The organism is Streptomyces sp. NPDC014882 (assembly GCF_043081325.1).
Classification (GTDB): Bacteria; Actinomycetota; Actinomycetes; order Streptomycetales; family Streptomycetaceae; genus Streptomyces.
On sequence record NZ_JBIBWL010000009.1, the window covers coordinates 215,982 to 239,986 of the forward strand.

At 74.5% G+C, this 24,005-nt stretch carries 18 protein-coding genes and 1 pseudogene; 13 read left to right on the forward strand and 6 right to left on the reverse strand.

Annotated features, from left to right (window positions below; all coding sequences use genetic code 11):
- Positions 1 to 405 precede the first annotated feature (405 nt).
- Positions 406 to 2,172: an NlpC/P60 family protein gene (locus ACF09K_RS21810; RefSeq protein WP_392245832.1), complete on the reverse strand. Its 1,767-nt coding sequence runs from the start codon at positions 2,170 to 2,172 to the stop codon at positions 406 to 408.
- A gap of 544 nt (positions 2,173 to 2,716) precedes the next feature.
- Here ACF09K_RS21810 and ACF09K_RS21815 point away from each other — a divergent pair.
- Positions 2,717 to 3,631 (forward strand): HipA family kinase, encoded by a 915-nt coding sequence (locus ACF09K_RS21815; protein ID WP_392245834.1) that lies wholly within the window; start codon positions 2,717 to 2,719, stop codon positions 3,629 to 3,631.
- A 37-nt stretch (positions 3,632 to 3,668) separates the two neighbouring features.
- Here ACF09K_RS21815 and aceB read toward each other — a convergent pair whose 3' ends face one another.
- Positions 3,669 to 5,300 carry a malate synthase A gene (gene aceB, locus ACF09K_RS21820; protein ID WP_392245835.1) on the reverse strand — a complete coding sequence of 544 codons (1,632 nt, stop codon included), beginning with the start codon at positions 5,298 to 5,300 and terminating at the stop codon, positions 3,669 to 3,671.
- A 256-nt stretch (positions 5,301 to 5,556) separates the two neighbouring features.
- Positions 5,557 to 6,156, reverse strand: coding sequence for an NTP transferase domain-containing protein (locus ACF09K_RS21825; RefSeq protein WP_392245837.1), 600 nt, complete (start codon positions 6,154 to 6,156; stop codon positions 5,557 to 5,559).
- A gap of 227 nt (positions 6,157 to 6,383) precedes the next feature.
- Between ACF09K_RS21825 and ACF09K_RS21830 the strand changes: the two genes are divergently transcribed.
- Positions 6,384 to 6,671 carry a DUF5955 family protein gene (locus ACF09K_RS21830; protein WP_392246013.1) on the forward strand — a complete coding sequence of 96 codons (288 nt, stop codon included), beginning with the start codon at positions 6,384 to 6,386 and terminating at the stop codon, positions 6,669 to 6,671.
- Positions 6,672 to 6,727: 56 nt separating this feature from the next.
- On the opposite strand, the gene ACF09K_RS21835 is transcribed toward ACF09K_RS21830, so the two are convergent.
- Positions 6,728 to 7,528: an IclR family transcriptional regulator gene (locus ACF09K_RS21835; RefSeq protein WP_392245838.1), complete on the reverse strand. Its 801-nt coding sequence runs from the start codon at positions 7,526 to 7,528 to the stop codon at positions 6,728 to 6,730.
- A gap of 327 nt (positions 7,529 to 7,855) precedes the next feature.
- On the opposite strand from ACF09K_RS21835, the gene allB reads away from it, so the two are divergent.
- Together allB and alc are read left to right on the forward strand one after the other, a co-directional pair.
- Positions 7,856 to 9,193, forward strand: coding sequence for an allantoinase AllB (gene allB, locus ACF09K_RS21840; RefSeq protein ID WP_392245840.1), 1,338 nt, complete (start codon positions 7,856 to 7,858; stop codon positions 9,191 to 9,193).
- A gap of 71 nt (positions 9,194 to 9,264) precedes the next feature.
- Positions 9,265 to 10,434: an allantoicase gene (gene alc, locus ACF09K_RS21845; RefSeq protein ID WP_392245842.1), complete on the forward strand. Its 1,170-nt coding sequence runs from the start codon at positions 9,265 to 9,267 to the stop codon at positions 10,432 to 10,434.
- 274 nt (positions 10,435 to 10,708) lie between these two features.
- Here the strand turns inward: alc and ACF09K_RS21850 are convergent, their stop codons facing one another.
- On the reverse strand, positions 10,709 to 11,731 hold the full coding sequence (locus tag ACF09K_RS21850; protein ID WP_392245844.1) for a Gfo/Idh/MocA family oxidoreductase: 1,023 nt from the start codon (positions 11,729 to 11,731) through the stop codon (positions 10,709 to 10,711).
- Between the two features lie 130 nt (positions 11,732 to 11,861).
- Between ACF09K_RS21850 and ACF09K_RS21855 the strand changes: the two genes are divergently transcribed.
- The 9 genes and pseudogenes from ACF09K_RS21855 to ACF09K_RS21895 all read left to right on the forward strand — a co-directional run.
- Positions 11,862 to 12,599, forward strand: a complete 738-nt coding sequence (locus tag ACF09K_RS21855; protein WP_392246015.1) for a GntR family transcriptional regulator — start codon at positions 11,862 to 11,864, stop codon at positions 12,597 to 12,599.
- 262 nt (positions 12,600 to 12,861) lie between these two features.
- Positions 12,862 to 13,866, forward strand: a complete 1,005-nt coding sequence (locus tag ACF09K_RS21860) for a sugar ABC transporter substrate-binding protein (protein WP_392245845.1) — start codon at positions 12,862 to 12,864, stop codon at positions 13,864 to 13,866.
- Positions 13,863 to 14,894, forward strand: a complete 1,032-nt coding sequence (locus ACF09K_RS21865; RefSeq protein ID WP_392245847.1) for an ABC transporter permease — start codon at positions 13,863 to 13,865, stop codon at positions 14,892 to 14,894. The genes ACF09K_RS21860 and ACF09K_RS21865 overlap by 4 nt, the downstream gene beginning before the upstream one ends.
- Positions 14,891 to 15,694 carry an ATP-binding cassette domain-containing protein gene (locus ACF09K_RS21870; RefSeq protein WP_392245848.1) on the forward strand — a complete coding sequence of 268 codons (804 nt, stop codon included), beginning with the start codon at positions 14,891 to 14,893 and terminating at the stop codon, positions 15,692 to 15,694. The genes ACF09K_RS21865 and ACF09K_RS21870 overlap by 4 nt, the downstream gene beginning before the upstream one ends.
- A gap of 260 nt (positions 15,695 to 15,954) precedes the next feature.
- Positions 15,955 to 17,106 (forward strand): ROK family glucokinase, encoded by a 1,152-nt coding sequence (locus ACF09K_RS21875; RefSeq protein WP_392245851.1) that lies wholly within the window; start codon positions 15,955 to 15,957, stop codon positions 17,104 to 17,106.
- Positions 17,103 to 17,696, forward strand: a complete 594-nt coding sequence (locus tag ACF09K_RS21880) for a sugar kinase (RefSeq protein ID WP_392245853.1) — start codon at positions 17,103 to 17,105, stop codon at positions 17,694 to 17,696. The genes ACF09K_RS21875 and ACF09K_RS21880 overlap by 4 nt, the downstream gene beginning before the upstream one ends.
- Before the next feature lie 150 nt (positions 17,697 to 17,846).
- The gene (locus ACF09K_RS21885; protein ID WP_392245854.1) at positions 17,847 to 20,693 is read left to right on the forward strand and encodes an SNF2-related protein; all 2,847 of its coding nucleotides are present in this window, start codon (positions 17,847 to 17,849) and stop codon (positions 20,691 to 20,693) included.
- A complete protein-coding gene (locus ACF09K_RS21890) occupies positions 20,693 to 22,837 on the forward strand; it encodes an SWIM zinc finger family protein (protein WP_392245856.1) in 2,145 nt (714 codons plus the stop codon). Before ACF09K_RS21885 ends, ACF09K_RS21890 begins: the two co-directional genes overlap by 1 nt.
- A 269-nt stretch (positions 22,838 to 23,106) precedes the next feature.
- Positions 23,107 to 23,295 (forward strand): annotated as a pseudogene (locus tag ACF09K_RS21895) (IS481 family transposase); the annotation flags it as partial.
- A 14-nt stretch (positions 23,296 to 23,309) separates the two neighbouring features.
- Here the strand turns inward: ACF09K_RS21895 and ACF09K_RS21900 are convergent.
- Entirely contained in the window at positions 23,310 to 23,885 is a 576-nt protein-coding gene (locus ACF09K_RS21900) for a YdeI family protein (RefSeq protein WP_392245858.1), read from the reverse strand.
- Positions 23,886 to 24,005: the final 120 nt, after the last annotated feature.

Here is a 24,005-nt window from a genome sequence, read left to right on the forward strand (position 1 = left end):
ACGCCCACCCCCGGGGTGCGGGGGGGGTGGGCGGGCGCCGGCCCCCGCGGCGCCCCCCGCCCCCCCCCCCGCCCCCCCCCCCCGCCCCCACGACCTCGGTCACCGAGGCGCGGGCGCCGGGCGGCAGGTCCGCCAGTGAGCGCGGCAGGGCGTCGGCGACGGAGACCCCCGGACCGTCCGCTTCGTCGAACACTCCGCCCGTGCGCCTCATGTGCGTCTCCACCCCGTCACGCCGGGCACGTCCGCCCGGCAGCCGATCACCGACAAGGTGAGGCTAGGCTTACCTGGAGAAGAAGGCCTGGGGCTTGCGACCTCCGGGGCATGGGCCGCCCGGCCCCATCGACCAGGGCCACCCGGCCCACCCGGCCGCAGCGAGAAGGCCGAGCACCCCGCCGGCTGCGCGGATCACAGGCGTCGGATCACCCGCAGCGTGTCCGTGTAGAGGTCGCCCGGCGTGCCGTCGACGATCGACTTCCCGCCGACGTCGGCCATGGTCGGCCCGTCCGGTGTCTTGCGGCTGGAGACGAAGCGGCGCCTGCCGTGCTGGTCGACGCCCAGGTGGATGCCGGTGTGGGAGACGGCGCCGTCGTCGGGGTCGTTCCAGAAGAGCAGGTCGCCGATCCGCAACGCGTCGAGCGGGGGCGGCGCGTCGGTGGCCCGGGCGGCGACGACGCCGGGGCTGGAGGCGGCCTGCCACTGCGACCTGCGCGGCAGGTACCGGCCGTCGGGGTCCTCCGCGAGGCCCAGGGGGACGCCCAGGTGGTAGCCGTAGACCATCCGGACGAAGCCCGAGCAGTCGAGGTTCCCGCGCCACTTCGGGTCCGGGGTCCCGGTGCTCTCGCCGCTGGGGAAGGTCCAGGCGAGCCCCATGTACTCGTGGAAGTCGGCGCCCACCTCGCGCAGCCCGGAGGCCAGCAGCGGGCTGTACCCGGACTCGCCGAGCACGGCCGCGTTCTGGCGCGCGGGGTCGGTGACGGCCGGCGCGAACGGCCGGTACATCGAGGAGTACGTGAGCGCGTCGGGCGAGGTGTCGCCCGCCCACGTGCGGATCCGCTGCTCCAGTGCGGCCGTCCACGTGCCGTCGAAGGGCTCCGGGAGGATCCGGACCCACGTGTCGTGGGTGACGACGGGCGGATCGGTCCAGGTCGCCGTGTCGATCCTGAAGTCGTAGACCCTCGCCTGCGGGAGAACCGTGGCACCGGTGGAGGCGAGGCCGCGGACCCCGACGGTGCCCGAGCGGAAGACGGCGTCCGGGGCCTTCTCCGGGTCGCGCACGCTGTGGTGCCACACGTCCGCCGGCTCGTCGGCCACGTCCGACGTGACGTGCCGCCAGGCACGGGCGCGCAGGACGTCACCGGTCTTCTCGACCCGGACCCACCAGTGGTCGAACGCCTTGAAGCCGGTGCCGACCGTCACGGCCTCGCTCAGGACGGTCGACGCGTCGGCGAGTTCCTTCTCGAGGACGAGCTGGACCTCTCCGGCGGGGGTGACGATCAGCCGGGCCCGGTAGTGGTTGTTCACGTCCTGGGCGGCGAAGACGAGGCCGAGGGAGACGGGCGCCCCGACGGGCAGCCTGTCGAAGGAGAACCGGGCGGCGGCGCTGACGTCGCCGATCCCGCGGTCGGGCAGCAGGGAGTAGCGGCTCCTGCCGGCGGCGAGCGTGATGGCGGCCCGGCCGCCCTCGACGAAGTAGTCCGTGTCGGCTCCGTTGTGGTGGGACCACGTCCCGCCGCCGGGCGACATGCCCCAGCCGCCGGTGGGCGGGGTCCGGTCGAAGGCGTCGCGGACCGCCTTCTTCTGCTCGGTGAACCAGCGCCGCGCCCCGCGCAGCGTCACCGTCCGTGCCCCCGTGGTCAGCGTCGCCAGCACGCCCTTGCCGTCCGAGACCTCCAGGCCGCCGGCGACGGCACGGGTGGTCAGCGCCCCGGCCGGGTGCGGGGCGTAGTGCCAGGGATCGCTCGGGTCGATCAGCACCGGGGCCCGGAAGCCGGGCGCCTGCGCGACGGTCCCGGCCGAGGCCGCCGTCACCGTCGGAAGGGACGCCGGAGGGGCTGCCGGGGCGGCGGCGGTCGCCGGCGGCGCCGCGGCGAGCGGCAGGGCGCTGCCCGCCGCCGCTCCGGCGAGGACGGTGAGCGCGGCTCTGCGGCTCAGCGGGAATTCCGGTGCGGACATGCGAGAGACCCCCAGGGCGGAAAAGCGCGATCGGACGATCATGCGAAGGGGGACACTACCCAGCTCCCTGTCCGCGCGCCGGAGCGGTGTGGTCCGAGCCGGACGACCGTCGTGGTGCTGTGCCACGGCGAGGTGGCCGCGCTCACCGCCCTCCCGGACACCGGTCCCGGCCCGCGCGACGGCGGGGAGTGAACCGCTCCGGGACCGGTGGAGGCTCCGGGGCTTCCTGAGTCCGGTGGAGTCGTGTCGACGCCGGCCGCCGGTCGCGGCCGGCGGCGGGGAGTCCGCGGTGCCGCCGGTACGACGGCTCGGGTGTTCCCCGCCGGGTGTCACACTTGGTCACTATGCTCACTTCATGCCGGGGACCGGAAGGGAAGCGGGGGCCGCACCGCCCCCGACGGGCTGCCGCCGGGGAAGGGGGACGAGCGTGCCGGTCGAAACTCCCCGGATTCCCCCCAGGGGTGAGCGCGGGTGTTCCCCCGAACCGCAGCGCCTCGGGGGTGGCCGTGGAATCTGAGGTGGACGCGCGAGGAGGCCCGCGAACATGCTGAGAGAGGTCACCGCGACCCGCTACGTCACGCCCCTCCGCTCCGGCGGCTCCGTCCCCGCCGTGGTCGAGGCCGACGACCTGGGGACGTACGTCGTGAAGTTCACCGGCTCCGCGCAGGGCCGCAAGGCGCTGGTCGCCGAGGTGGTCGTGGGCGAGCTGGCGCGGGCGCTCGGGCTGCGCTTCCCCGAACTGGTCCTGGTCCACTTCGACCCGGCGATCGCCGGCGACGAGCCCCACCAGGAGGTGCGCGACCTGCACGCCGCCAGCCACGGCGTCAACCTCGGCATGGACCATTTGCCGGGCGCGCGGGACTTCACCCCCGACGTCGCCGAGGCGTTCCCCGTGGACCCCCTGGAGGCCGGCCGGATCGTCTGGCTCGACGCCCTCACGGTCAACGTCGACCGGACCGTGCACAGCTCCAACCTGATGGTGTGGCCGACGTCCGGCACCGTGCCGCCGCGCCTGTGGCTGATCGACCACGGGGCCGCCCTCGTCTTCCACCACCGCTGGGACGGATCCGACCCGGCGAGGAGGTACGACTTCCGCCACCACGCCCTCGGCCGCTACGCGCCCGACGTCCGGGCCGCCGACGCCGAACTGGCGCCCAGGGTCACCGGGGAACTCCTGCGGCGGATCGTGGCCGAGGTCCCGGACGCCTGGCTCCTGGACGAGCCCGCCTTCGCCACCCCGGACGAGGCCAGGGCGGCGTACGTGGACCACCTCCACGCGCGCGTGCGGGCCTCCGCGGCCTGGCTGCCCACGGACTTCCCCACCGGGGACGAACTCGCCGCCGAGGAGGCCCGACGGGCGGCGAGGACCCGGCAGGGGCGGCCGGACTGGCTCAAGCGGGTCCCCGACCTGCACGGCAGGCCGGCCGCGGAACAGGACTGGTCGGTGCACCTCGGATGACGGACACGCGGTCCGGGGAGAGCGGCCCGCGGCGGCGTCAGCCCTCGAGCCGTTCGTAGGCCGGCAGGGTGAGGAAGTCGGCGTAGTCCTCGTCGAGGGCGACGGTCAGCAGCAGGTCGTGGGCCTGCTGCCAGCGGCCGGCCGCGAAGGCCTCCTCGCCGGTCCCGGCGCGGATCGCGGCCAGTTCGGCGGCGGCCACCTCGCGGGTCAGCTCCGGCGTCACCCGTACCGTCGTGCCGTCGCGCTCGACCTCGACGCCCGCGTCGATCCACTGCCAGATCTGCGAACGGGAGATCTCGGCCGTCGCCGCGTCCTCCATCAGGTGGAAGATGGCGACCGCGCCCACCCCGCGCAGCCACGCCTCGATGTAACGGATGCCGACCTGCACGGCGTTGACGAGACCGGCGTACGTCGGGCGCGCCTCCAGCGAGTCGACGGCGATCAGGTCGGCCGCCTTCACGTCCACGTCCTCGCGCAGCCGGTCCTTCTGGTGGGGCCGCTCGCCGAGCACCCGGTCGAAGGACGCCATGGCGATCGGCACCAGGTCGGGGTGGGCGACCCACGAACCGTCGAAACCGTCGTCCGCCTCGCGGTCCTTGTCGGCGCGGACCTTCTCGAAGGCGACCCTGTTGACCTCAGGGTCCCGGCGCGAGGGGATGAAGGCCGCCATCCCGCCGATGGCGTGGGCCCCGCGCTTGTGGCAGGTGCGCACGAGGAGTTCGGTGTAGGCCCGCATGAACGGGGCGGTCATCGTGACGGCGTTGCGGTCCGGCAGCACGAACCGGGCGCCGCCGTCCCGGAAGTTCTTCACGAGGGAGAACAGGTAGTCCCAGCGGCCCGCGTTCAAACCCGAGGCGTGGTCGCGGAGTTCGTAGAGGATCTCCTCCATCTCGTACGCGGCGGTGATCGTCTCGATGAGGACGGTCGCGCGCACGGTGCCCCGCGGGATGCCGAGGTGGTCCTGCGCGAACACGAACACGTCGTTCCACAGGCGGGCCTCGAGGTGCGACTCGGTCTTCGGGAGGTAGAAGTACGGTCCCCTGCCGAGGTCGAGCAGCCGCCGGGCGTTGTGGAAGAAGTACAGGCCGAAGTCGACGAGGGCGCCGGGGACCGCCCGGCCGTCGACCCGCAGGTGCCGCTCGTCGAGGTGCCAGCCGCGCGGCCGCATGACGACGGTCGCCAGCTCCTCCTCGGGGCGCAGGGCGTACGCCTTGCCGGACACCGGGTCCGTGAAGTCGATGTTCCCGCGGTACGCGTCGATCAGGTTGAGCTGGCCGCCGACGACGTTCTCCCAGGTGGGCGCGGAGGCGTCCTCGAAGTCCGCGAGCCAGACCCTGGCGCCCGAGTTGAGGGCGTTGACGGTCATCCTGCGGTCGGCGGGTCCGGTGATCTCGACGCGGCGGTCCTCCAGCGCGGCGGGCGCGGGGGCCACTTTCCAGGAGGCGTCGGCGCGGATCGCGGCGGTCTCCGGGAGGAAGTCGAGCGTGTGGGTGCGGGCGATCTCGGCGCGGCGCTCCGCACGGCGGGCGAGGAGCTCGTCGCGGCGCGGCGTGAACCGGCGGTGCAGCTCGGCCACGAAGGACAGGGCCGCGTCGGTGAGGACCTCCTCCTGCCGGGGCAGGGGTCCGGCGTCGACGACGGCCGCCGGGGACGGCACGGGTGCGGACATGAGCGGTCACTTCCTTCAGCGAGCCTGGCACCGGGGGCCAGGAAGCCAGGGGGCCAGGGGGCTCGGGTACGGCGGGGGAACGCCCGGGGAACGACCGAACGCCCCCGCTTCGCGGATATTAATTTCCTCATCGTGGAAGTTCAACGGTTTGTCGATGTCGAGGCCCTTCAGGGTGAGGAGAGGTGGTGCTCGGTGCCGCTCTCCCCGCCGGACACCGACCCGCGCGCCACTCCCTGTCCCCCCGCGCGCCGTCCGTTCACTCGAGGTGGACCAGGTCGTCGACGGTGTCGATGTCGTAGGGCCGTGCCACGTCCCCGCACTCCACCAGCCGGATCTCCTCCTCGTGGGCCGTCAGGTAGGCGCGCGCCCCCCGGTCGCCGGTCGCGGTCGCCGCGACGCCGGCCCAGTGGGCGGCGCCCAGCAGTACGGGATGCCCCCGCCTCCCGTCGTAGGCGGCGGACACCAGCGACGTCTCGTCCTCGTAGGAGGCGAGCACCCGCGCCGGGGCCCGCTCCCCGATGCCCGGCTGGTCGACCAGGCAGACCAGCGCGGCCCGCGCCCCCGTCCCGGCCAGCGAGTCCAGGCCCGCCCGCAGCGAACCGCCCATGCCCCGCTCCCAGTCCGGGTTCACCACCACCACGCACCCGCCGAGCCGCGCCCGCTCCCGTACGGCGTCGGCGTCGGCCCCCAGGACCACGTGCACGCGCGTGCACCCGGCCGCGCGCAGCGACTCCACCGCGTGTTCGACGAGCGGGCGCCCTCGGTGCGTCAACAGGGCCTTCGGGCGTCCGCCGAGGCGCCGCCCCCCGCCCGCGGCGAGGATCACCCCGGCGACCGGGGCTTCCGTGTGCGTCATGGGTCCTGCATACCCGACGGGGCGACGGCCGCACGGTGTCGTAGGGCTGAATTTCGGCCCCCGGTGTGGCGGAGCGGGCGCCGCGTGGCGTTTACTGGCCCGCGTCCTCGGCACGCCTGACCACCGTCACGAGGACGCTATGTACGGACGCGCGGACGCACGGACGCACGGACGCATGGACGCGTGCGCAGGGGGGAGCCGTGGTGCGGAGCTTGGGGCAGAGGCCGGTGGCCGACAGCGACGAGGATCCGAGGGTGGCGGAACTGCGGGCCGCGGTGTCCCGGCTGCGCCGCGAACTCGCCGCGCACCCGGCCGAGTTCCCGGACCGGGGCATCGCCGAGGAGGAACTCGCCGCACTCGCCGCGATGGCGGCCCACGGCACCCCGGAGATCCCGCGGCTGCGCCGCTCCCTGCTGTTGATCGCGGGCGCGATCGGCTCGGTGAGCGCGCTGGCGCGGGGGCTGTCGGACGTACGGGGCGCGGTGGAGCTGTTCGGGGACTCGCGGCGCAGGTGAGGACCCGCCGGCCGCGGTGTCGCCCGGGAGCTCAGGCCGGCGTGCCGCCCGGCACCTCAGGCCGGCGTGCCGCCCGGCTTCGACAGTGCCTCGGACAGGTCCCGGGCCACCTGCTGGAGCACCGGCACGATCCTCCCGGTGGCGGACTCGGTGACGCGGCCCGCCGGGCCGGAGATCGAGATGGCCGCCGCGGTGGGGGAGCCGGGCACCGGGACCGCGAGGCAGCGCACGCCGATCTCCTGCTCGTTGTCGTCCACCGCGTAACCGGTGCCGCGGACCTCCTCCAGCGCCGCCAGGAAGGCCTCCGGAGTGGTGATCGTCCGGTCCGTCGCGGCCGGCATGCCGGTACGGGCGAGCAGCGCGCGCACCTCGGCGTCCGGGAAACCCGCGAGCAGGGCCTTTCCCACGCCCGTGGAGTGCGGCAGGACGCGCCGGCCGACCTCGGTGAACATCCGCATCGAGTGCTTCGACGGCACCTGCGCCACGTACACGATCTCGTCGCCGTCCAGCAGCGCCATGTTGGCCGTCTCCCCGGTCTCCTCGACCAGGCGGGCCAGGTGGGGGCGGGCCCAGGTGCCGAGCAGCCGGGCGGAGGACTCGCCGAGGCGGATCAGCCGCGGGCCGAGCGCGTAGCGGCGGTTCGGCTGCTGGCGTACGTATCCGCAGGCGACCAGGGTGCGCATCAGCCGGTGGATCGTCGGCAGCGGGAGCCCGCTGCTCGCGGACAGTTCACTGAGGCCGACCTCCCCGCCCGCGTCCGCCATCCGCTCCAGCAGGTCGAAGGCGCGCTCGAGGGACTGGACCCCGCCGCTCCTCGACTTGGCGGACTCGGTGGTGCTGGCGCTGGACGTCGGCACGGCGCGTTCCTTTCGAAACCGGCGGGAGGGGCTGAAGCCTACCCGGCGGCCGGTCGACTCCCCGCTGGTGCGGGACGGTGTTCTGACGGTCGGAACATCGGTTTCGCCCTGTGGAAAAGCCGGAGCGGCGGCGGTGGCCGCGCCGGGGGGAGGGGCGGGAGAGGGTGGGCCCTTGACGGCGCGACGGCCCGGAGTGAAGACTCCTTCAACAGAACGTTGAATTCTGTTACGAGGAGGTTGCGCGGGAGCGCGCCCCGAGCGCGTCCCCGGCCTCCTTCCGCCCCCGGAGACGAACGGCGGCAGAGCGCCGAGAAGAGAGGGGCCCGGGTGTCCGACGCCGAACTGGTACTGCGCTCGACGCGCGTCATCACCGCGGAGGGGGCCCGTGCCGCCTCGGTCGCGGTGTCCGCCGGCACGATCACGGCCGTACTCCCGTACGACGCCGCCGTACCGTCCGGCGCCCGCCTGGAGGACCTCGGCGACGACGTCCTGCTGCCCGGCCTCGTCGACACGCACGTCCACGTCAACGACCCGGGCCGCACCGCGTGGGAGGGCTTCTGGACCGCCACGCGCGCGGCGGCGGCCGGCGGCATCACCACCCTCGTCGACATGCCCCTCAACTCCCTCCCGCCGACCACCACGGTCGGACACCTCCGCACCAAGCGGCGGGTGGCCGCGGACAAGGCGCACGTCGACGTCGGCTTCTGGGGCGGCGCCCTGCCCGGCAACCTCGAGGACCTGCGCCCGCTGCACGACGCCGGGGTCTTCGGCTTCAAGGCCTTCCTCTCGCCGTCCGGCGTGGACGAGTTCCCCCACCTCGACCAGGACCGGCTGGCCCGCTCGCTGGCCGAGATCGCCGGGTTCGACGGCCTGCTGATCGTGCACGCCGAGGACCCCCACCACCTCGACGCCGCCCCCCGGCGGGGCGGACCCCGGTACGCCGACTTCCTCGCCGGCCGTCCGCGCGCCGCCGAGGACGCCGCCGTCGCGAGCCTCGTCGCACAGGCGGAACGCCTCGGCGCGCGCGTGCACGTCCTGCACCTGTCCTCCGGCGACGCGCTGCCGCTGATCGCCGCCGCGAAGGCCGGGGGCGTGCGCGTCACGGTCGAGACCTGCCCGCACTACCTCACCCTCACCGCCGAGGAGGTGCCCGACGGGGCCAGCGAGTTCAAGTGCTGCCCGCCCATCCGCGAGGCCGCCAACCAGGACCTCCTGTGGCAGGCGCTGGCCGACGGCACCATCGACTGCGTGGTCACCGACCACTCCCCGTCCACCGCCGACCTCAAGACCGGCGACTTCGCCACCGCCTGGGGCGGCATCTCCGGCCTGCAGCTCAGCCTCGCCGCCGTCTGGACGGAGGCCCGGCGGCGCGGCCACGGCCTGGAGGACGTGGTCCGCTGGATGTCGACGCGCACGGCGGCACTGGCCGGCCTCGACCGCAAGGGCGCCATCGAGGCGGGCCGGGACGCCGACTTCGCGGTCCTCGCGCCCGACGAGACGTTCACCGTGGACCCGGCGGCCCTCCAGCACCGCAACCCCGTCACCGCCTACGCCGGCAGGACCCTGCACGGTGTCGTGAAGTCCACCTGGCTGCGCGGCGAACGCGTCTTCGCCGACGGCGGGTTCACCGAACCGAAGGGCCGCCTCCTCACCCGCGGCCACTGACGAACCCCCTCCCCCTTCCTTCCCCGCACCCGCCCGCACGCGGCCGGCCCCGAAAGGAACCCCTGATCACCGTGACGGCGATCCCCCGCTTCACCGGCGACGCGCGCCCCTACGGCGGCGGCGACCCCTACGCGGACCACCGCACCGCCGACTTCCCCTTCGCCCGGTACACCGACCTCGCCGACCGGCGGCTCGGCGGGGCCGTCGTCGCCGCCAACGACGAGTTCTTCGCCCAGCGGGAGAACCTGCTGCTGCCCGGCCCCGCCGTGTTCGACCCCGAGCGCTTCGGGCACAAGGGCAAGGTCATGGACGGCTGGGAGACCCGCCGGCGCCGCGGCGGCTCCGCCGAGCACCCGTGGCCGGACGCCGACGACCACGACTGGGCGCTGGTCCGGCTCGGCGCGCCCGGCGTGATCCGCGGGATCGTCGTCGACACGGCCCACTTCCGCGGCAACCACCCGCAGGCCGTGTCGGTCGAGGGCGCCTCGGTGCCGGGCTCGCCGTCGCCCGGCGAACTCCTGGGGAACGACGTCGAGTGGACGACGCTCGTCCCGCGCACCCCCGTCGGCGGCCACGCGGCGAACGGCTTCGCGGTGTCGGCCGAACGGCGCTTCACGCACCTGCGGGTCAACCAGCACCCCGACGGGGGCATCGCCCGCCTCCGCGTGTACGGCGAGGTCGTCCCGGACCCCGCGTGGCTCGCCGCCCTCGGCACCTTCGACGTCGTCGCCCTCGAGAACGGCGGGCGGGCCGAGGACGCCTCCGACCTCTTCTACTCACCGGCCGCCAACACCATCCGGCCGGGACGCTCGCGCAAGATGGACGAGGGCTGGGAGACGCGGCGGCGCCGGGACCGGGGCAACGACTGGATCCGGTACCGGCTGGCGGCGCGGGCGGAGATCCGGGCACTGGAGATCGACACGGCGTACCTCAAGGGCAACAGCGCCGGCTGGGCGGCGGTGTCCGTACGGGACGGCGGGAGCGCCGAGAACGCCGGGAGCGCCGGGAGCGCCGGGAGCGCCGGGAGCGCCGGGAGCGGCGACTGGCGGGAGGTCCTCCCGCGCACCCGCCTCCAGCCGGACACGAACCACCGCTTCGTGCTCCCCGCCCCGGTGGTGGGCACCCACGCGCGCGTGGACATCTACCCGGACGGGGGCATCTCGCGCCTGCGCCTCATCGGCTCCCTGACGGAGGACGGCGCGGCGGCCCTGCGGACCAGGCACCAGGAACTGGGCGGCTGAGCGGACGGCCCTCCGGTCCGAATCCGGGGGCGACGGCCCCCGGATCCGGACGAGAAGGGGCGGAGGGGACGAGCCCCCGCCGGGCCCGTCGGCGGGATCCCACCGGTCTCCTGTCGGTCTCCCGACGGAACCCCGCCGGGGGCTCACACCGCGTGGCCTGCCAGTGCGCCGCTGGAACGGGGCGGACCCGTGAGGGCCGTCCCGCCCCGCACGTGCCGCGAGTGCCGCCGGACCGCACGCACCGCCGGGGCGCGGCGCCACCGGGAGCCCCCGCTCACACTCCCGCCGCTTCCGGCGCCCCCGGGATCTCCGCCGGCGACACCGCCCGCCGCTCGCGGCGGGAGACCTCGCAGGCCTCGGCGATCCGCAGGGCCCGCAGGGCCTCGCGGCCGTCGCAGGGGTTGGCCCGCCCGCCCCGTACGACATCGACGAAGGCGATCAGCTCCGCCTCGTACGCGGGTCCGAAGCGCTCAAGGAACCCGGTCCACGGCTTGTCGGCCGCCGGCGGCCCGGTCGGCTCGGTGGAGGCGATCGGCGTGCGGTCGTCGAGTCCCACCACGACCTGGTCGAGTTCCCCGGCCAGCTCCATCCGGACGTCGTACCCCGCACCGTTCAGCCGCGTCGCCGTGGCCGTGGCGAGGGTGCCGTCGTCGAGGGTGAGGACCGCGGCCGCGGTGTCGACGTCCCCCGCCGCGCGGAACATCGCGGGCCCGGCGTCCGACCCGGCGGCGTACACGTCGGTCACCTCGCGCCCGGTCACCCAGCGCAGGACGTCGAAGTCGTGGATCAGCGCGTCCCGGAACAGCCCGCCGGACACCGGCAGCCACGCGGCGGGCGGCGGCGACTGGTCGGAGGTCACCGCGCGCACGGTGTGCAGCCGCCCGAGCCGGCCCGAGCGGACCGCCTCGCGGGCGCCCGTGTACCCGGCGTCGAAGCGGCGCTGGAACCCCATCTGGAGGACCGTCCCCGCGGCCTCCACCTCGGCGATCGCCGCCAGGGTGCCGGCCAGGTCCAGGGCGATCGGCTTCTCGCAGAACACCGGCAGCCCGGAGCGCGCCGCCCGGCCGATCAGTTCGGCGTGGGCCGAGGTCGCCGTCGTGATCACCACCGCGTCCACGCCCCACCGGAAGATCTCCTCGACCCCCGGCGCGGCCGTCTCGCCCAGCCGCAGCGCCAGCTCCGCCGCCCGCGCGGGTTCCGTGTCCGTCAGGATGAGGGATCCGACCTCGCGGTGACGGCTGAGCGTGTTCGCATGAATGGTGCCGATGCGGCCCGTCCCGATGACCCCGATGCGCATGGAATCAAGGTGACGTCGGAGACCGGAACCTGTCAATGTCTTTGTCCGGACAATCTGACTACACGACTTCCCGTCAACCGGCCACGGAGCTACGCTCGAGTCCGTGCCCAAAGCAGAGGTGAACCCGACCGTGCAGCTCGAACTCCATGTGGACCGAAGCTCTCCGGTGCCGCTGTACTTCCAGCTGTCCCAGCAGCTGGAGGCGGCGATCGAGCACGGAGAGCTCACCCCGGGCAGCCTGCTGGGCAACGAGATCGAGCTGGCCGCCCGGCTCGGCCTGTCCCGCCCGACCGTCCGCCAGGCCATCCAGTCCCTCGTGGACAAGGGCCTGCTGGTCCGCCGCCGGGGCGTCGGCACCCAGGTCGTGCACAGCCAGGTCAAGCGGCCCCTGGAGCTGAGCAGCCTCTACGACGACCTGGAGGCGGCCGGCCAGCGCCCCGCGACGACGGTCCTGGTCAACACCGTCGTCCCCGCGTCCGCCGAGGTCGCCGCCGCGCTCGCGGTGACGGAGGGCAGCGAGGTGCACCGCGTGGAACGGCTGCGGCTCGCGCACGGGGAGCCGATGGCGTACCTGACCAACCACCTCCCCTCCGGCCTGCTGGACCTCGACACCGCCCAGCTGGAGACCACGGGCCTGTACCGGATGATGCGGGCGGCCGGGATCACCCTGCACAGCGCCCGCCAGTCCATCGGCGCCCGCGCCGCCACCGCCGCCGAGGCCGGGCGGCTCGGCGAGCCGGAGGGCGCCCCGCTGCTCACCATGCGGCGCACCACCTTCGACGACACGGGCCGCGCGGTCGAGTTCGGCGACCACATCTACCGTCCCGCCCGGTACTCCTTCGAGTTCCAGCTCCTCGTACGGCCGTAGGGACTGTCCTCGGACGCCGCGGGGCCGCCCTCCGGGCGACGCCGGGAGTCCGACGACAGCCCCTGGCCCGCCCGTACCGCCGCGGGCTCCGGAGCGGCCCTTCCGAGGCCGTCCTCGTCGCAATGTCCGGACAAGGCGAACGACTCGCGGTCCCCGGCCGTGCGACACGTGATCCCCGTGTTCGATACTGGGGCGTTTGCGTCCGGTGGGAGAACGCCGAAGGCGCGCGTACGGCAGCACACGGCAAGAAGGGCACGGCCTCGTGGCACGGTTTGGGACCTGGACAGGGATCGCGTTGGCGGGGGTGCTCTGCGTCTCCCTCGCGGGGTGCAGCAGTACCGGGGGAAAGCGTGCCGAAGACGCCCGCAAGGCCGCGGCCGCGCAGGGCCGGGCGGCGGTCGACACCCCGCGCTGGACCTTCGCGATGATCACCCACTCGGGTGACGGCGACACCTTCTGGGACATCGTCCAGAGCGGCGCGAAGCAGGCCGCCGTCAAGGACAACATCAACTTCCTGTACTCCCACGACGACGAGGCCCAGCAGCAGGCGCAGCTCGTCGACGCGGCGGTCGACAAGAAGGTCGACGGCATCATCGTCACCCTCGCCAAGCCCGACGCGATGAAGGCCGCCCTGGCCCGCGCCCGCGCGGCCGGCATCCCCGTGATCACGGTGAACTCCGGCTCGGCGGAGTCGAAGGCGTTCGGCGCGCTCACCCACATCGGCCAGGACGAGACGATCGCCGGCGAGGCCGTCGGCGAGGAGCTGAACCGGCGCGGGAGGAAGAAGGCGATCTGCGTCCTGCACGAGCAGGGCAACATCGGCCACGAGCAGCGCTGCGACGGCGTCGCCAAGACCTTCACCGGCAAGGTGACCGACCTCTACGTCACCGGCACCAACATGCCCGACGTGCAGTCGGCCATCGAGGCCAGGCTCCAGGCCGACCCCTCGACCGACGCCGTCGTCACCCTCGGCGCGCCGTTCGCCGACACCGCCGTCAAGGCCGGGCGGGGCGCCGGCAGCAAGGCCGAGATCGACACCTTCGACCTCAACGCCAAGGTGGCCGCGGGCCTGGCGGACGGCACCCTCGGCTTCGCCGTCGACCAGCAGCCGTACCTCCAGGGCTACCAGGCCGTCGACCTGCTGTGGCTGTACAAGTACAACGGCGACGTCCTCGGCGGCGGCCGCCCCGTCCTGACCGGACCGCAGATCATCACGAAGGACCAGGCGGACGAGCTGGCCGCGTACACCGAGCGGGGCACCCGATGAGCACGGCCGCCCCGGACGAACGGCTGCTGCGGGTCTCCCCGCTGCGCAAGCTCCTCGGCCGCCCCGAACTGGGCTCGGTCGTCGGCGCGCTCGCGGTGTTCGCCTTCTTCGCCCTCGCCGCCGACAGCTTCCTGCGCGCGAGCAGCCTCAGCACGGTCCTGTACGCGTCCTCGACCATCGGCATCATGGCCGTCCCGGTCGCGCTGCTGATGATCGGCGGCGAGTTCGACCTCTCGGCGGGCGTGATGGTCACGTCCTCGGCGCTGGTCTCGTCGATGTTCAGCTACCAGATGACGGCGAACGTCTGGGTCGGCGTCGCCGTCTCCCTGCTGGTCACCCTGGCCGTCGGCGCCTTCAACGGCTTCATGCTCACCCGCACCGGCCTGCCCAGCTTCATCATCACGCTCGGCACCTTCCTGATGCTGACCGGCATGAACCTCGGCTTCACCAAGCTGATCGACGGCACCGTCTCGACGAAGACCATCGCCGACATGGAGGGCTTCCCGAGCGCCCACGACGTCTTCGCGTCCACCCTGACCGTCGGCGGCGTCGACTTCAAGATCACGATCCTGTGGTGGTTCGCCCTGGTCGCGGTGGCCACCTGGATCATGCTGCGCACCCGCGCCGGCAACTGGGTCCTCGCCGTCGGCGGCAACCAGGACGCCGCCCGCGCGGTCGGCGTGCCCGTCGGGAAGACCAAGATCGGCCTGTACATGGGCGTCGCCCTCGGCGCCTGGATCTCCGGCCAGCACCTGCTGTTCTCGTACGACGTCGTCCAGTCCGGCGAGGGCGTCGGCAACGAGCTGATCTACATCATCGCCGCCGTCATCGGCGGCTGCCTGATCACCGGCGGCTACGGCAGCGCGGCCGGATCGGCGGTCGGCGCGCTCATCTTCGGCATGACGAGCAAGGGCATCGTCTTCGCCGAGTGGAACCCCGACTGGTTCAAGTTCTTCCTCGGAGCGATGCTGCTCCTCGCGACCCTGCTCAACGCCTGGGTCCGCAAGCGCGCGGAGGCCACCAAGTGACCCGGACCCCGGTACCCGCCGACAGCTCCACGCCGCTCGTCGAGCTGTCCGACGTCAGCAAGCGGTACGGCAACGTCCGCGCCCTCGAAGGCATCTCCCTGGAGGTCCACGCCGGCCGCATCACCTGCGTCCTCGGCGACAACGGCGCGGGCAAGTCCACCCTCATCAAGATCATCGCCGGTCTGCACGGGCACGACGGCGGCACCCTGCGCCTCGACGGCGAGGAGACCCGGCTGTCCTCCCCGCGCGAGGCCCTGGACCGCGGCATCGCCACCGTCCACCAGGACCTGGCCGTCGTCCCGCTGATGCCGGTCTGGCGCAACTTCTTCCTCGGCTCGGAACTCCGCAAGGGAGCCGGCCCCTTCGCACGCATGGACGTCGACCTCATGCGCCGCACCACCCACGCCGAACTCCTGCGCATGGGCATCGACCTGCGCGACGTGGACCAGCCCATCGGCACCCTCTCCGGCGGCGAACGCCAGTGCGTCGCCATCGCCCGCGCGGTGTACTTCGGCGCGAAGGTCCTGATCCTCGACGAGCCGACGGCCGCCCTCGGCGTCAAGCAGTCCGGCGTGGTCCTGAAGTACGTGGCCGCCGCCCGCGACCAGGGCCTGGGGGTCGTCCTGATCACCCACAACCCCCACCACGCCTACCTGGTGGGCGACCGGTTCGTGCTGCTGCGGCGGGGGACCATGGCGGGAAGCCGCACGCGGGACGAGATCACCCTGGAGGAGCTGACCGAGCAGATGGCGGGCGGCAGCGACCTGGACGCCCTGCGCCACGAGCTGCGGCGTCCCTGAGACCGCGTGCGGCACCGGCGCCCGCACCGGCATCGGCACGCGCCCGCACCGGCATCGGCACGCGGTTGCGCCGCGCGGGCGCGGCGGGCCGTGACGGCGCCGCACGGGCCGACGACGCCACGGCGGTACCGCGCGGGCGCGCGGCGCCACGGCGGTGCCGCGCGGGCGCGCCGCGACGGTGCCGCGCCCGGTGCAGGTCATGGGGCGCCCCACCCCTCCCCGCACCCGTTCGGCGTGAGCGTGAGGCAGAATCGGCGACGATGAGCACCTACCGCGACCTCACCGCCCCCATCGGCTCCCGCCGAGCCACCGCGCTGCGCACGGTCGGCACCCGCGAGCGCCGCTCCCACCTGACCGCACCCCGGGTGCCCACGGTCGGGATCGACATCGGCGGCACCAAGGTGATGGCGGGCGTCGTCGACGCGGACGGCACCATCCTGGAGAAGGTCCGCACGGAGACCCCGGACAAGTCCAAGAGCCCCAAGGTCGTCGAGGACACGATCGTGGAGCTGGTCCTGGACCTGTCCGACCGGCACGACGTGCACGCGGTCGGCATCGGCGCCGCCGGCTGGGTCGACGCCGACCGCAACCGCGTCCTGTTCGCCCCCCACCTGTCCTGGCGCAACGAGCCGCTGCGCGACCGCATCGCCGGCCGCCTCGCGGTGCCCGTCCTCGTCGACAACGACGCCAACACCGCCGCCTGGGCGGAATGGCGCTTCGGCGCGGGCCGCGGCGAGGACCACCTCGTCATGATCACGCTCGGGACCGGCATCGGCGGCGCCATCCTGGAGGACGGCCAGGTCAAGCGCGGCAAGTACGGCGTCGCGGGCGAGTTCGGCCACATGCAGGTGGTCCCCGGCGGCCACCGCTGCCCGTGCGGCAACCGCGGCTGCTGGGAGCAGTACAGCAGCGGCAACGCGCTGGTCAGGGAGGCCAAGGAACTGGCCGCCGCCGACTCCCCGGTGGCGTACGGGATCATCGAGCACGTCAAGGGGCAGATCGGTGACATCACCGGCCCGATGATCACCGAGCTGGCCCGCGAGGGCGACGCGATGTGCATCGAACTGCTCCAGGACATCGGCCAGTGGCTCGGCGTCGGCATCGCCAACCTGGCCGCCGCCCTCGACCCGTCCTGCTTCGTGATCGGCGGCGGCGTCTCCGCCGCCGACGACCTGCTCATCGGCCCCGCGCGCGACGCGTTCAAGCGGCAGCTCACCGGACGCGGCTACCGTCCGGAGGCCCGGATCGTCCGCGCCCAGCTCGGCCCCGAGGCCGGCATGGTCGGCGCCGCCGACCTGGCCCGCCTCGTCGCCCGCCGCTTCCGGCGCGCCAACCGGCGCCGCGTCGAGCGCCACGAACGCTTCGAGCGGTTCGCGGAGGCCGCCCGCCGCGCCACCGGGGACACCGCGTGACGGCCGCCCTCGCCCACCGCCCCGCGTCCCCGGACGAGCCGCCCCGCCCGCCCGAGACCCGCGGCCACGTGGTCCGCCGCCGCGCGCTCACCCTGCTCATCATCGTGCTGCTCATCGGCGTCCCGGCCGGCTACCTGGTGATCTCCGCCAACCAGAGCCGCGACAGCGGCAAGGACAAGGAGGCCAAGTACTCGGCGACCGGGCTCACCGAGGCCTGGCCGTCCAGGGTCCAGCAGCGTCTCTACCAGGTGCCGGTCCCGCACCCGTCGAACAAGGTCGCCTACTACGAGACGAACAACTGGCGCACCAGCCGTCTCTACGTCCAGTTCCAGACCACCCACGCGGGTCTGGACACCTTCCTCGCCGAACTCGGCTACAGCCGGTCCGACCTGGAGAAGGACGACATCACGATCAGCGAGCGCGACCGCGGCATCACCGGCTGGAAGTTCTCCGGACCCGGCTCCCGGCCCGGCGACTACTACGGCTTCGTCCGCAAGCAGAAGGCCCCCCAGCCCACCCAGGACGTGGTGGTGAACACCGCCAACCCGATATTCCCCATGGTGTACGTCGTCTCGCGCACCGTGCCCTAGGTGTGTTGCCTGGGTGCTCCGGAGGCCCTCAGGGTCTTCAGGGGGCCTCCAGCGGACCTCCGGAGGACCTCCTCCGGACCGGTTGTCAGACCCCGCCCGTAGAGTCGTGGACGAATGATCCGACACGCGGACGGGAGGTGGACACCCCACATGAGCGGCACGATCGCGGTCGCCGGGCACCCGGCGGAACCCGTCGGCGCGCACCTCGCCGCCGTCTTCCTGCCCGCGCCCCTCCCGCGCGAGGGCCGGGTCGCCTTCTGGGACCCGGACGACGGCCCGCTGCCCGGACCGGCGCACGCCGAGCGCACCGAACTGACCGTCGTCCACCGCCACGGGGCATCGGTCCGCCGCCGGCAGGCCCCCGCCCTCTCCCTGCCCGTCGAGGCGGCCCTCCCGCTCCTGGTGCGCGCCCGGCACGACCCCGCCGCCCACCCCGCGACCGCCTGCTGGGGCGCCGCCGCCCTGCACGCGCTGCGGCTCGCCGCCCGCGGCCGGCTGCTGCCGGGCCTCACCCCGGCCGGCCACGACGCCTGGCGGGCCGGCCCGCTCGAACCGGAGGACGTCGCCCACCTGCGCGCCGTCGCCGCCGCCCTGCCGTACGAGGGCCACGCAGTCCCCCTGCCCGGCCCCGGTCCCCTCCGCCTGCCGCAGCCGGAAGCCCTGGTGCGCTCCTTCCTGGACGCCGTCGCCGACACCCTGCCCCGCACCCCCGCCGCACCCCACGCATCCGGCAGGCCCTTCGCCGACCGCGGGCCGCAGCGGCTGCCCGGCGCCCGGGACTGGGCGGCCGAGGTCGCCGCCGGCATGGACGCGGGCGTGCGGATCTCCCTGCGCCTCGACCTGTCGGCGTACGACCTGTTCGACGACGGCGAAGGAGCCCGGCGCGCCGGGGCGGCCGTCGTCCAGGTGCACAGCCTCGCCGACCCGACCCTGGTGACCGACGCGGCGGACCTGTGGGAGGGCCGGGCCGACACCGCCTTCGGCCCGCGCGCCAGGGTGGACGCCGCCCTGGCCCTGCGGCGCGCCGCCCGGGTCTGGGCGCCCCTCGCCCGCCTCACCGACCAGGACGCGCAGGACGCGCGGACACTCGAGGCACTGGCCCTGTCCGAGGACGAGCTGAACGACCTCCTCGGCGTGGCCGCGACCCGCCTCGCGGCGGCCGGCGTCGCCGTGCACTGGCCGCGCGACCTCGCCCAGGACCTCAGCGCGGCCGCGGTGGTCCGGCCCGCGCCGGGTTCCGCGACCGACGGCACCGGCTTCTTCGAGAGCGAGGACCTGCTCCGGTTCCGCTGGCAGCTCGCCCTCGGCGGCGACCCCCTCAGCGAGGCCGAGATGGACGCCCTCGCCGAGGCCCACCGCCCCGTCGTCCGGCTGCGCGACCAGTGGGTCCTCGTCGACCCCGCCCTCGTCCGCAAGGCGCGCAAGCGCGAACTGGGCCTGCTGGACCCGGTGGACGCCCTCGCCGTCGCGCTCAGCGGCACCGCCGAGGTCGACGGCGAGACCGTGGAGGCGGTCCCCGTCGGCGCGCTCGCCACCCTGCGCGACCGCCTCACCGCCGGCCTGCGGCCCGCCGAGCCGCCCCCCGGCCTCGACGCCACCCTCCGCGACTACCAACTGCGCGGCCTGGCCTGGCTCGACCTCATGACCTCCCTCGGCCTCGGCGGCTGCCTCGCCGACGACATGGGCCTCGGCAAGACGGTCACCCTCATCGCCCTCCACCTGCGCCGGGCCCGCCCCGAACCCACCCTCGTGATCTGCCCCGCCTCCCTCCTCGGCAACTGGCAGCGGGAGATCACGCGCTTCGCCCCGGGCGTCCCCGTGCGCCGCTTCCACGGCTCCGACCGCACCCTGGACGGCCTCACCGGCGGTTTCGTCCTCACCACCTACGGCACGATGCGCTCGGCCGCCGACACCCTGGCCCGGCAGCCGTGGGGCCTGGTCGTCGCCGACGAGGCACAGCACGTCAAGAACCCCTTCTCGGCGACCGCGAAGGCACTGCGCACCCTTCCCGCCCCCGCGCGCGTGGCCCTCACCGGCACCCCCGTCGAGAACAACCTCTCCGAGCTGTGGGCCCTCCTGGACTGGACGACACCGGGCCTGCTCGGCCCCCTGAAGGCCTTCCGGGCCCGCCACGCGCGCGCGGTGGAGAACGGCGAGGACGAGGAGGCCGTCGAGCGACTCGCCCGCCTGGTCCGCCCGTTCCTGCTGCGGCGCAAGAAGTCCGACCCCGGCATCGTCCCCGAGCTGCCGCCCAAGACCGAGACCGACCACCCCGTCCCGCTCACCCGCGAACAGGCCGCGCTGTACGAGGCGGTGGTGCGCGAGTCGCTGCACCTCATCGAGACGGCGGACGGCATCGCCCGCCGGGGCCTGGTCCTCAAGCTGCTCGGCGCGCTCAAGCAGATCTGCGACCACCCGGCGCTCTACCTCAAGGAACAGGACCCCGCCACCGGCGACGCCCTCGCCGCCCGGTCGGGCAAACTCGCCCTGCTCGACGAGCTGCTGGACACGCTGCTGGCCGAGGACGGCTCGGCCCTGGTCTTCACCCAGTACGTCGGCATGGCCCGGCTGATCACCGCCCACCTGGCCGGCCGCGCCGTCCCGGTGGAACTCCTGCACGGCGGCACGCCGGTGCCCGAGCGCGAACGCATGGTGGACCGCTTCCAGGGCGGTGCGACCCCTGTCCTGGTGCTGTCGCTGAAGGCGGCCGGGACCGGCCTGAACCTCACCCGCGCGGGCCACGTCGTCCACTTCGACCGCTGGTGGAACCCGGCCGTGGAGGAACAGGCCACCGACCGCGCCTACCGCATCGGCCAGACCCAGCCGGTCCAGGTCCACCGGCTCATCACCGAGGGCACCGTCGAGGACCGCATCGCGGAGATGCTCCAGGCCAAACGCGCCCTCGCCGACGCGATCCTCGGCTCCGGCGAGTCCGCCCTCACCGAGCTGACGGACCGTGAACTGTCCGACCTGGTCAGGCTGCGGAGGGAGGCGTGATGACGGAGGCGAGCACGGGCGGTCCGGCCGGAGCGGGCGGCCCGGCCGAGGCGGTCCGCCGGGCCCTGCGGGCGGCACGGGAGCGCGAGGACGGCGCGGCACCGGCATCAGCACAGGCACCGGCACCCGCGGAACCCTCCGAGGTGCCCGGGGACCTGCCCCGGGAGGAGGCCGCGCCCGCGGAGTCCGGCACGGGGCGGCCCGAAGGTGCCCCGTCCCGCCCGGGGGACGCCGCCCGCGCCGCCCTGCGGCGTGCGGCCGACGCGCCCCGGGCCCGTGAGGAGGCCCCGCGGACCGACGTGCCCCCGGCGGCGGACGTACCCCCGGACCCCCACGGGCCGCGCGGCGGGCCCGGCGCGCGGCCCGGCGACGTGGCACGGGAGGCCCTGCGCGCGGCCCGCGCCCAGGCACGGCTGACGCCGCCGGGAACCGGGGAACCGGGGGACGGGACGAGCGCGCGCCGGGCCGCCCGCCCCGCGGCGGCTCCCGCCGCGAACCCCGGCGCGGCCGCGAGCGCCGGCCGCCCCGGCGGCCGTGCCGCCGAGGCCCGCGCGCGGGACGTACGGACCTTCGCCGAGGACGCCTTCCGGATGCCGTCGGAAACCGACCCCGCGGCAGCGGCCGAAGCCCCCGGGCCCACCGGATCCGCATCCGGGGAGAGCGGTTCGCCCCACCCGGGCCCCGACCCGGCCCGCCGCCCGGTGACGGCTCCCGGTCCGGCCCCCCGCCCCGTGGCCGCCCCCGGCCCTGCTCCCCGTTCTTCGGCCTCGCCCGCCCCGACGCCCGCCCCGGCTCCCGCGACCCCCGCCCCGACGGCCGGACCGGCTCCCGCGACCTCCGTCCCGGCCGCCCATGGCCCCGCCGTCCCCCGCTCCATGGCCGCTCCGGGCCGCGACGGCGAGCACCGCCGGACCTTCGCCGCCTTCCCTCCCCGGCCGGCCGGGGAGGGCGGCGGATTCGCCGGGACCTGGTGGGGCGACGCCTGGATCACCGCGCTCGAGGAGGGCGCCCTCGACGCCGAACGGCTGGCGCGCGGGCGGGGCTACGCCGAGCGGGGGCACGTGGACGCCATCACCGTCACGCCCGGCCTGGTCCTGGCCTACGTGCGGGGCGGCCGGGCCCGCCCCTACCGCGTCCAGGTACGTCTGCGCACGCTCGGCGACGAGGACTGGGAGCGGTTCCTGGACGCCGCGGTCGAGCGGCCCGGGCACATCGCCGCGCTCCTCGACAAGGAGATGCCCGAGTCCCTCGCCGACTGCGGCGTGCCGCTGCTCCCCGGCCCGGGCGACCTCGCCCCCCAGTGCAGCTGCCCCGACCACGGACACCCCTGCAAGCACGTCGCCGCCCTGTGCTACCAGACCGCGCGGCTCCTCGACGCCGACCCGTTCGTCCTGCTCCTGCTGCGCGGCCGGGGCGAACGCGAACTGCTCGACACGCTGTCCCGCCGCAACGCCGCGCGGGCGGCCCGCGCCGCCCAGGAGCAGGAACCCGAACCCGTGCCGGGCGTCCGTGCCACCGACGCCCTCGCCGCACGCCGGCTCCCGCCGCTGCCGGCGCCCCTGCCCCCGCCGGCGCACCCCGGACAGCCGCCGGCCTACCCCGCCGTGCCGGACGGCCCCGACTCCTTCGTCCTCGACCAGCTCGCCACCGACGCCGCCCTCCGCGCCCACGCGCTGCTGACCACCGGTCACGACGAAATCGGCGGCCTGACCCTCTGGCAGGACGCCGTACGGCTCGCCGCGGCGCGTCCCGGCTCCGGACTGACCGCCACCAGCCGCACCCTCTACGCCTCCCTCGCCTCCGCCGCCGGCCGTACCCCGGGCGAGCTGGCCCGCGCGGTCGCCGCCTGGCGGCAGGGCGGCCCGGACGGACTCGCCGTCCTGGAAGACCTCTGGGACCCGCCCGCCGGCCGCTTCGACCGGGCCCGCCCCCTTCTCCGCGCCGCCGACCTCCCCGCCTTCCGCCCCTGGCGCAACCACCTCACCCACCCCCACGGCCACGTCCAACTCCGCCTCGGCCGCGACGGTTTGTGGTACCCGTACGAATCGGAGCCCGGCCGGGACGACTGGTGGCCGCGCGGCACCCCCGACATCGACCCGGTGGGCGCCCTGACCGGCCTGGCCACGTGGGCCGACGAGCTGTGAACCACCGCCCCGGCCGGTGCCCTCCACATCACCGCGGAAGACACGCTTCACATCGGCGCGGACGAGCGGCGGACCGTCCGCGGGCTCGAAGGAACCTGATGCCTTCCAGGGGGACAGCGGCTTCGTGGCGTGGGATTTCCATTCCTGCGGTCGAGGAGCCGACACGGAACGAGCGAGCACCGTGGTCCGGGTCACGCGTGGAGCGGACAGCCGAACCGATCAGCCGGCACCGGATCGGCTTGTGACGATCACTCCGTGGATCGCGATGCGACGGCACGGTCGAACGCTTCCACCGCGTCCTGCCGGACGAGTGGGCCCACGCCCGCCCCCACCGGTCGGAAGCCGGGCGCCGCGAAGCGTTCCCGCAACGGCTGCACACCTACGATCACCACCGGGGGCACACCGTCCTGAAGGGCCGGTCACCCGCCGGCCGCGTCCCCGACCCCACAGGGCGATACGGTCGGCGGTTCGGCTACGGGTGGAGCTTCTCGCCCTTGGCCAGCATCGCGACGAACTTCTCGATCCGGCGGGCCCGGGTCTCGGCCTTCTTGGCATCCTGGACCCGGTACAGGATCGCGTAGCGGTTCTGCCGGTCCAGGGTCTCGAAGAACGCGGCGGCGGCCGGCTCGGCGGCCAGTGCGGCGGCCAGGTCGTCCGGCACCGTCGAGGCCTTCGCGCCGTCGTAGGCCGCCTCCCAGCGGCCGTCCGCCTTGGCCCGGTCGATCTCGGCCTGCCCGGCGGGACGCATCCGGCCCTGCTCGATCAGCGCCGCGACCTTGTCCCGGTTGATCTTGGACCACTTGCTGTTCGCCTTCCGGGGGGTGAACCGCTGCAGCCACCACTCGTCATCGAACTTGCCCTTCTGGCCGTCGATCCAGCCGTGGCAGAGCGCCACGTCGAGGGCCTGCGCGTAGTCCAGCGCGACGATTCCCGGGCCCTTCTTGCGCAGCTTGAGCCAGATACCGGGGGAGGACGCGTGGTTTTCGGCGAGCCAGGTCTCGAACGCTTCGGCCGAGTCGAATGAGAGGATCTCCAACTCCTGAGTCACCTCAGCAGTGAACCACACCGAGTAGTCCGCGACCCGGCAACTGGTGCTTTCGGATGGTCCTTTGTCCCGCCGACGGTCTTTCTGCCGTACTGCCGTTCCTCTCGCTGATCCCGGTGGGGC

Excerpts from the sequence above, each read along its gene's own strand:
- aceB (WP_392245835.1), bottom strand. The coding sequence starts at position 5,300 with ATGTCCGCACCCGTGCCGTCCCCGGCGGCCGTCGTCGACGCCGGACCC.
- ACF09K_RS21810 (WP_392245832.1), bottom strand. The coding sequence starts at position 2,172 with ATGTCCGCACCGGAATTCCCGCTGAGCCGCAGAGCCGCGCTCACCGTC.
- ACF09K_RS21885 (WP_392245854.1), top strand. The coding sequence starts at position 17,847 with ATGAGCGGCACGATCGCGGTCGCCGGGCACCCGGCGGAACCCGTCGGC.
- ACF09K_RS21825 (WP_392245837.1), bottom strand. The coding sequence starts at position 6,156 with ATGACGCACACGGAAGCCCCGGTCGCCGGGGTGATCCTCGCCGCGGGC.
- ACF09K_RS21875 (WP_392245851.1), top strand. The coding sequence starts at position 15,955 with ATGAGCACCTACCGCGACCTCACCGCCCCCATCGGCTCCCGCCGAGCC.
- ACF09K_RS21850 (WP_392245844.1), bottom strand. The coding sequence starts at position 11,731 with ATGCGCATCGGGGTCATCGGGACGGGCCGCATCGGCACCATTCATGCG.
- ACF09K_RS21890 (WP_392245856.1), top strand. The coding sequence starts at position 20,693 with ATGACGGAGGCGAGCACGGGCGGTCCGGCCGGAGCGGGCGGCCCGGCC.
- ACF09K_RS21815 (WP_392245834.1), top strand. The coding sequence starts at position 2,717 with ATGCTGAGAGAGGTCACCGCGACCCGCTACGTCACGCCCCTCCGCTCC.
- ACF09K_RS21865 (WP_392245847.1), top strand. The coding sequence starts at position 13,863 with ATGAGCACGGCCGCCCCGGACGAACGGCTGCTGCGGGTCTCCCCGCTG.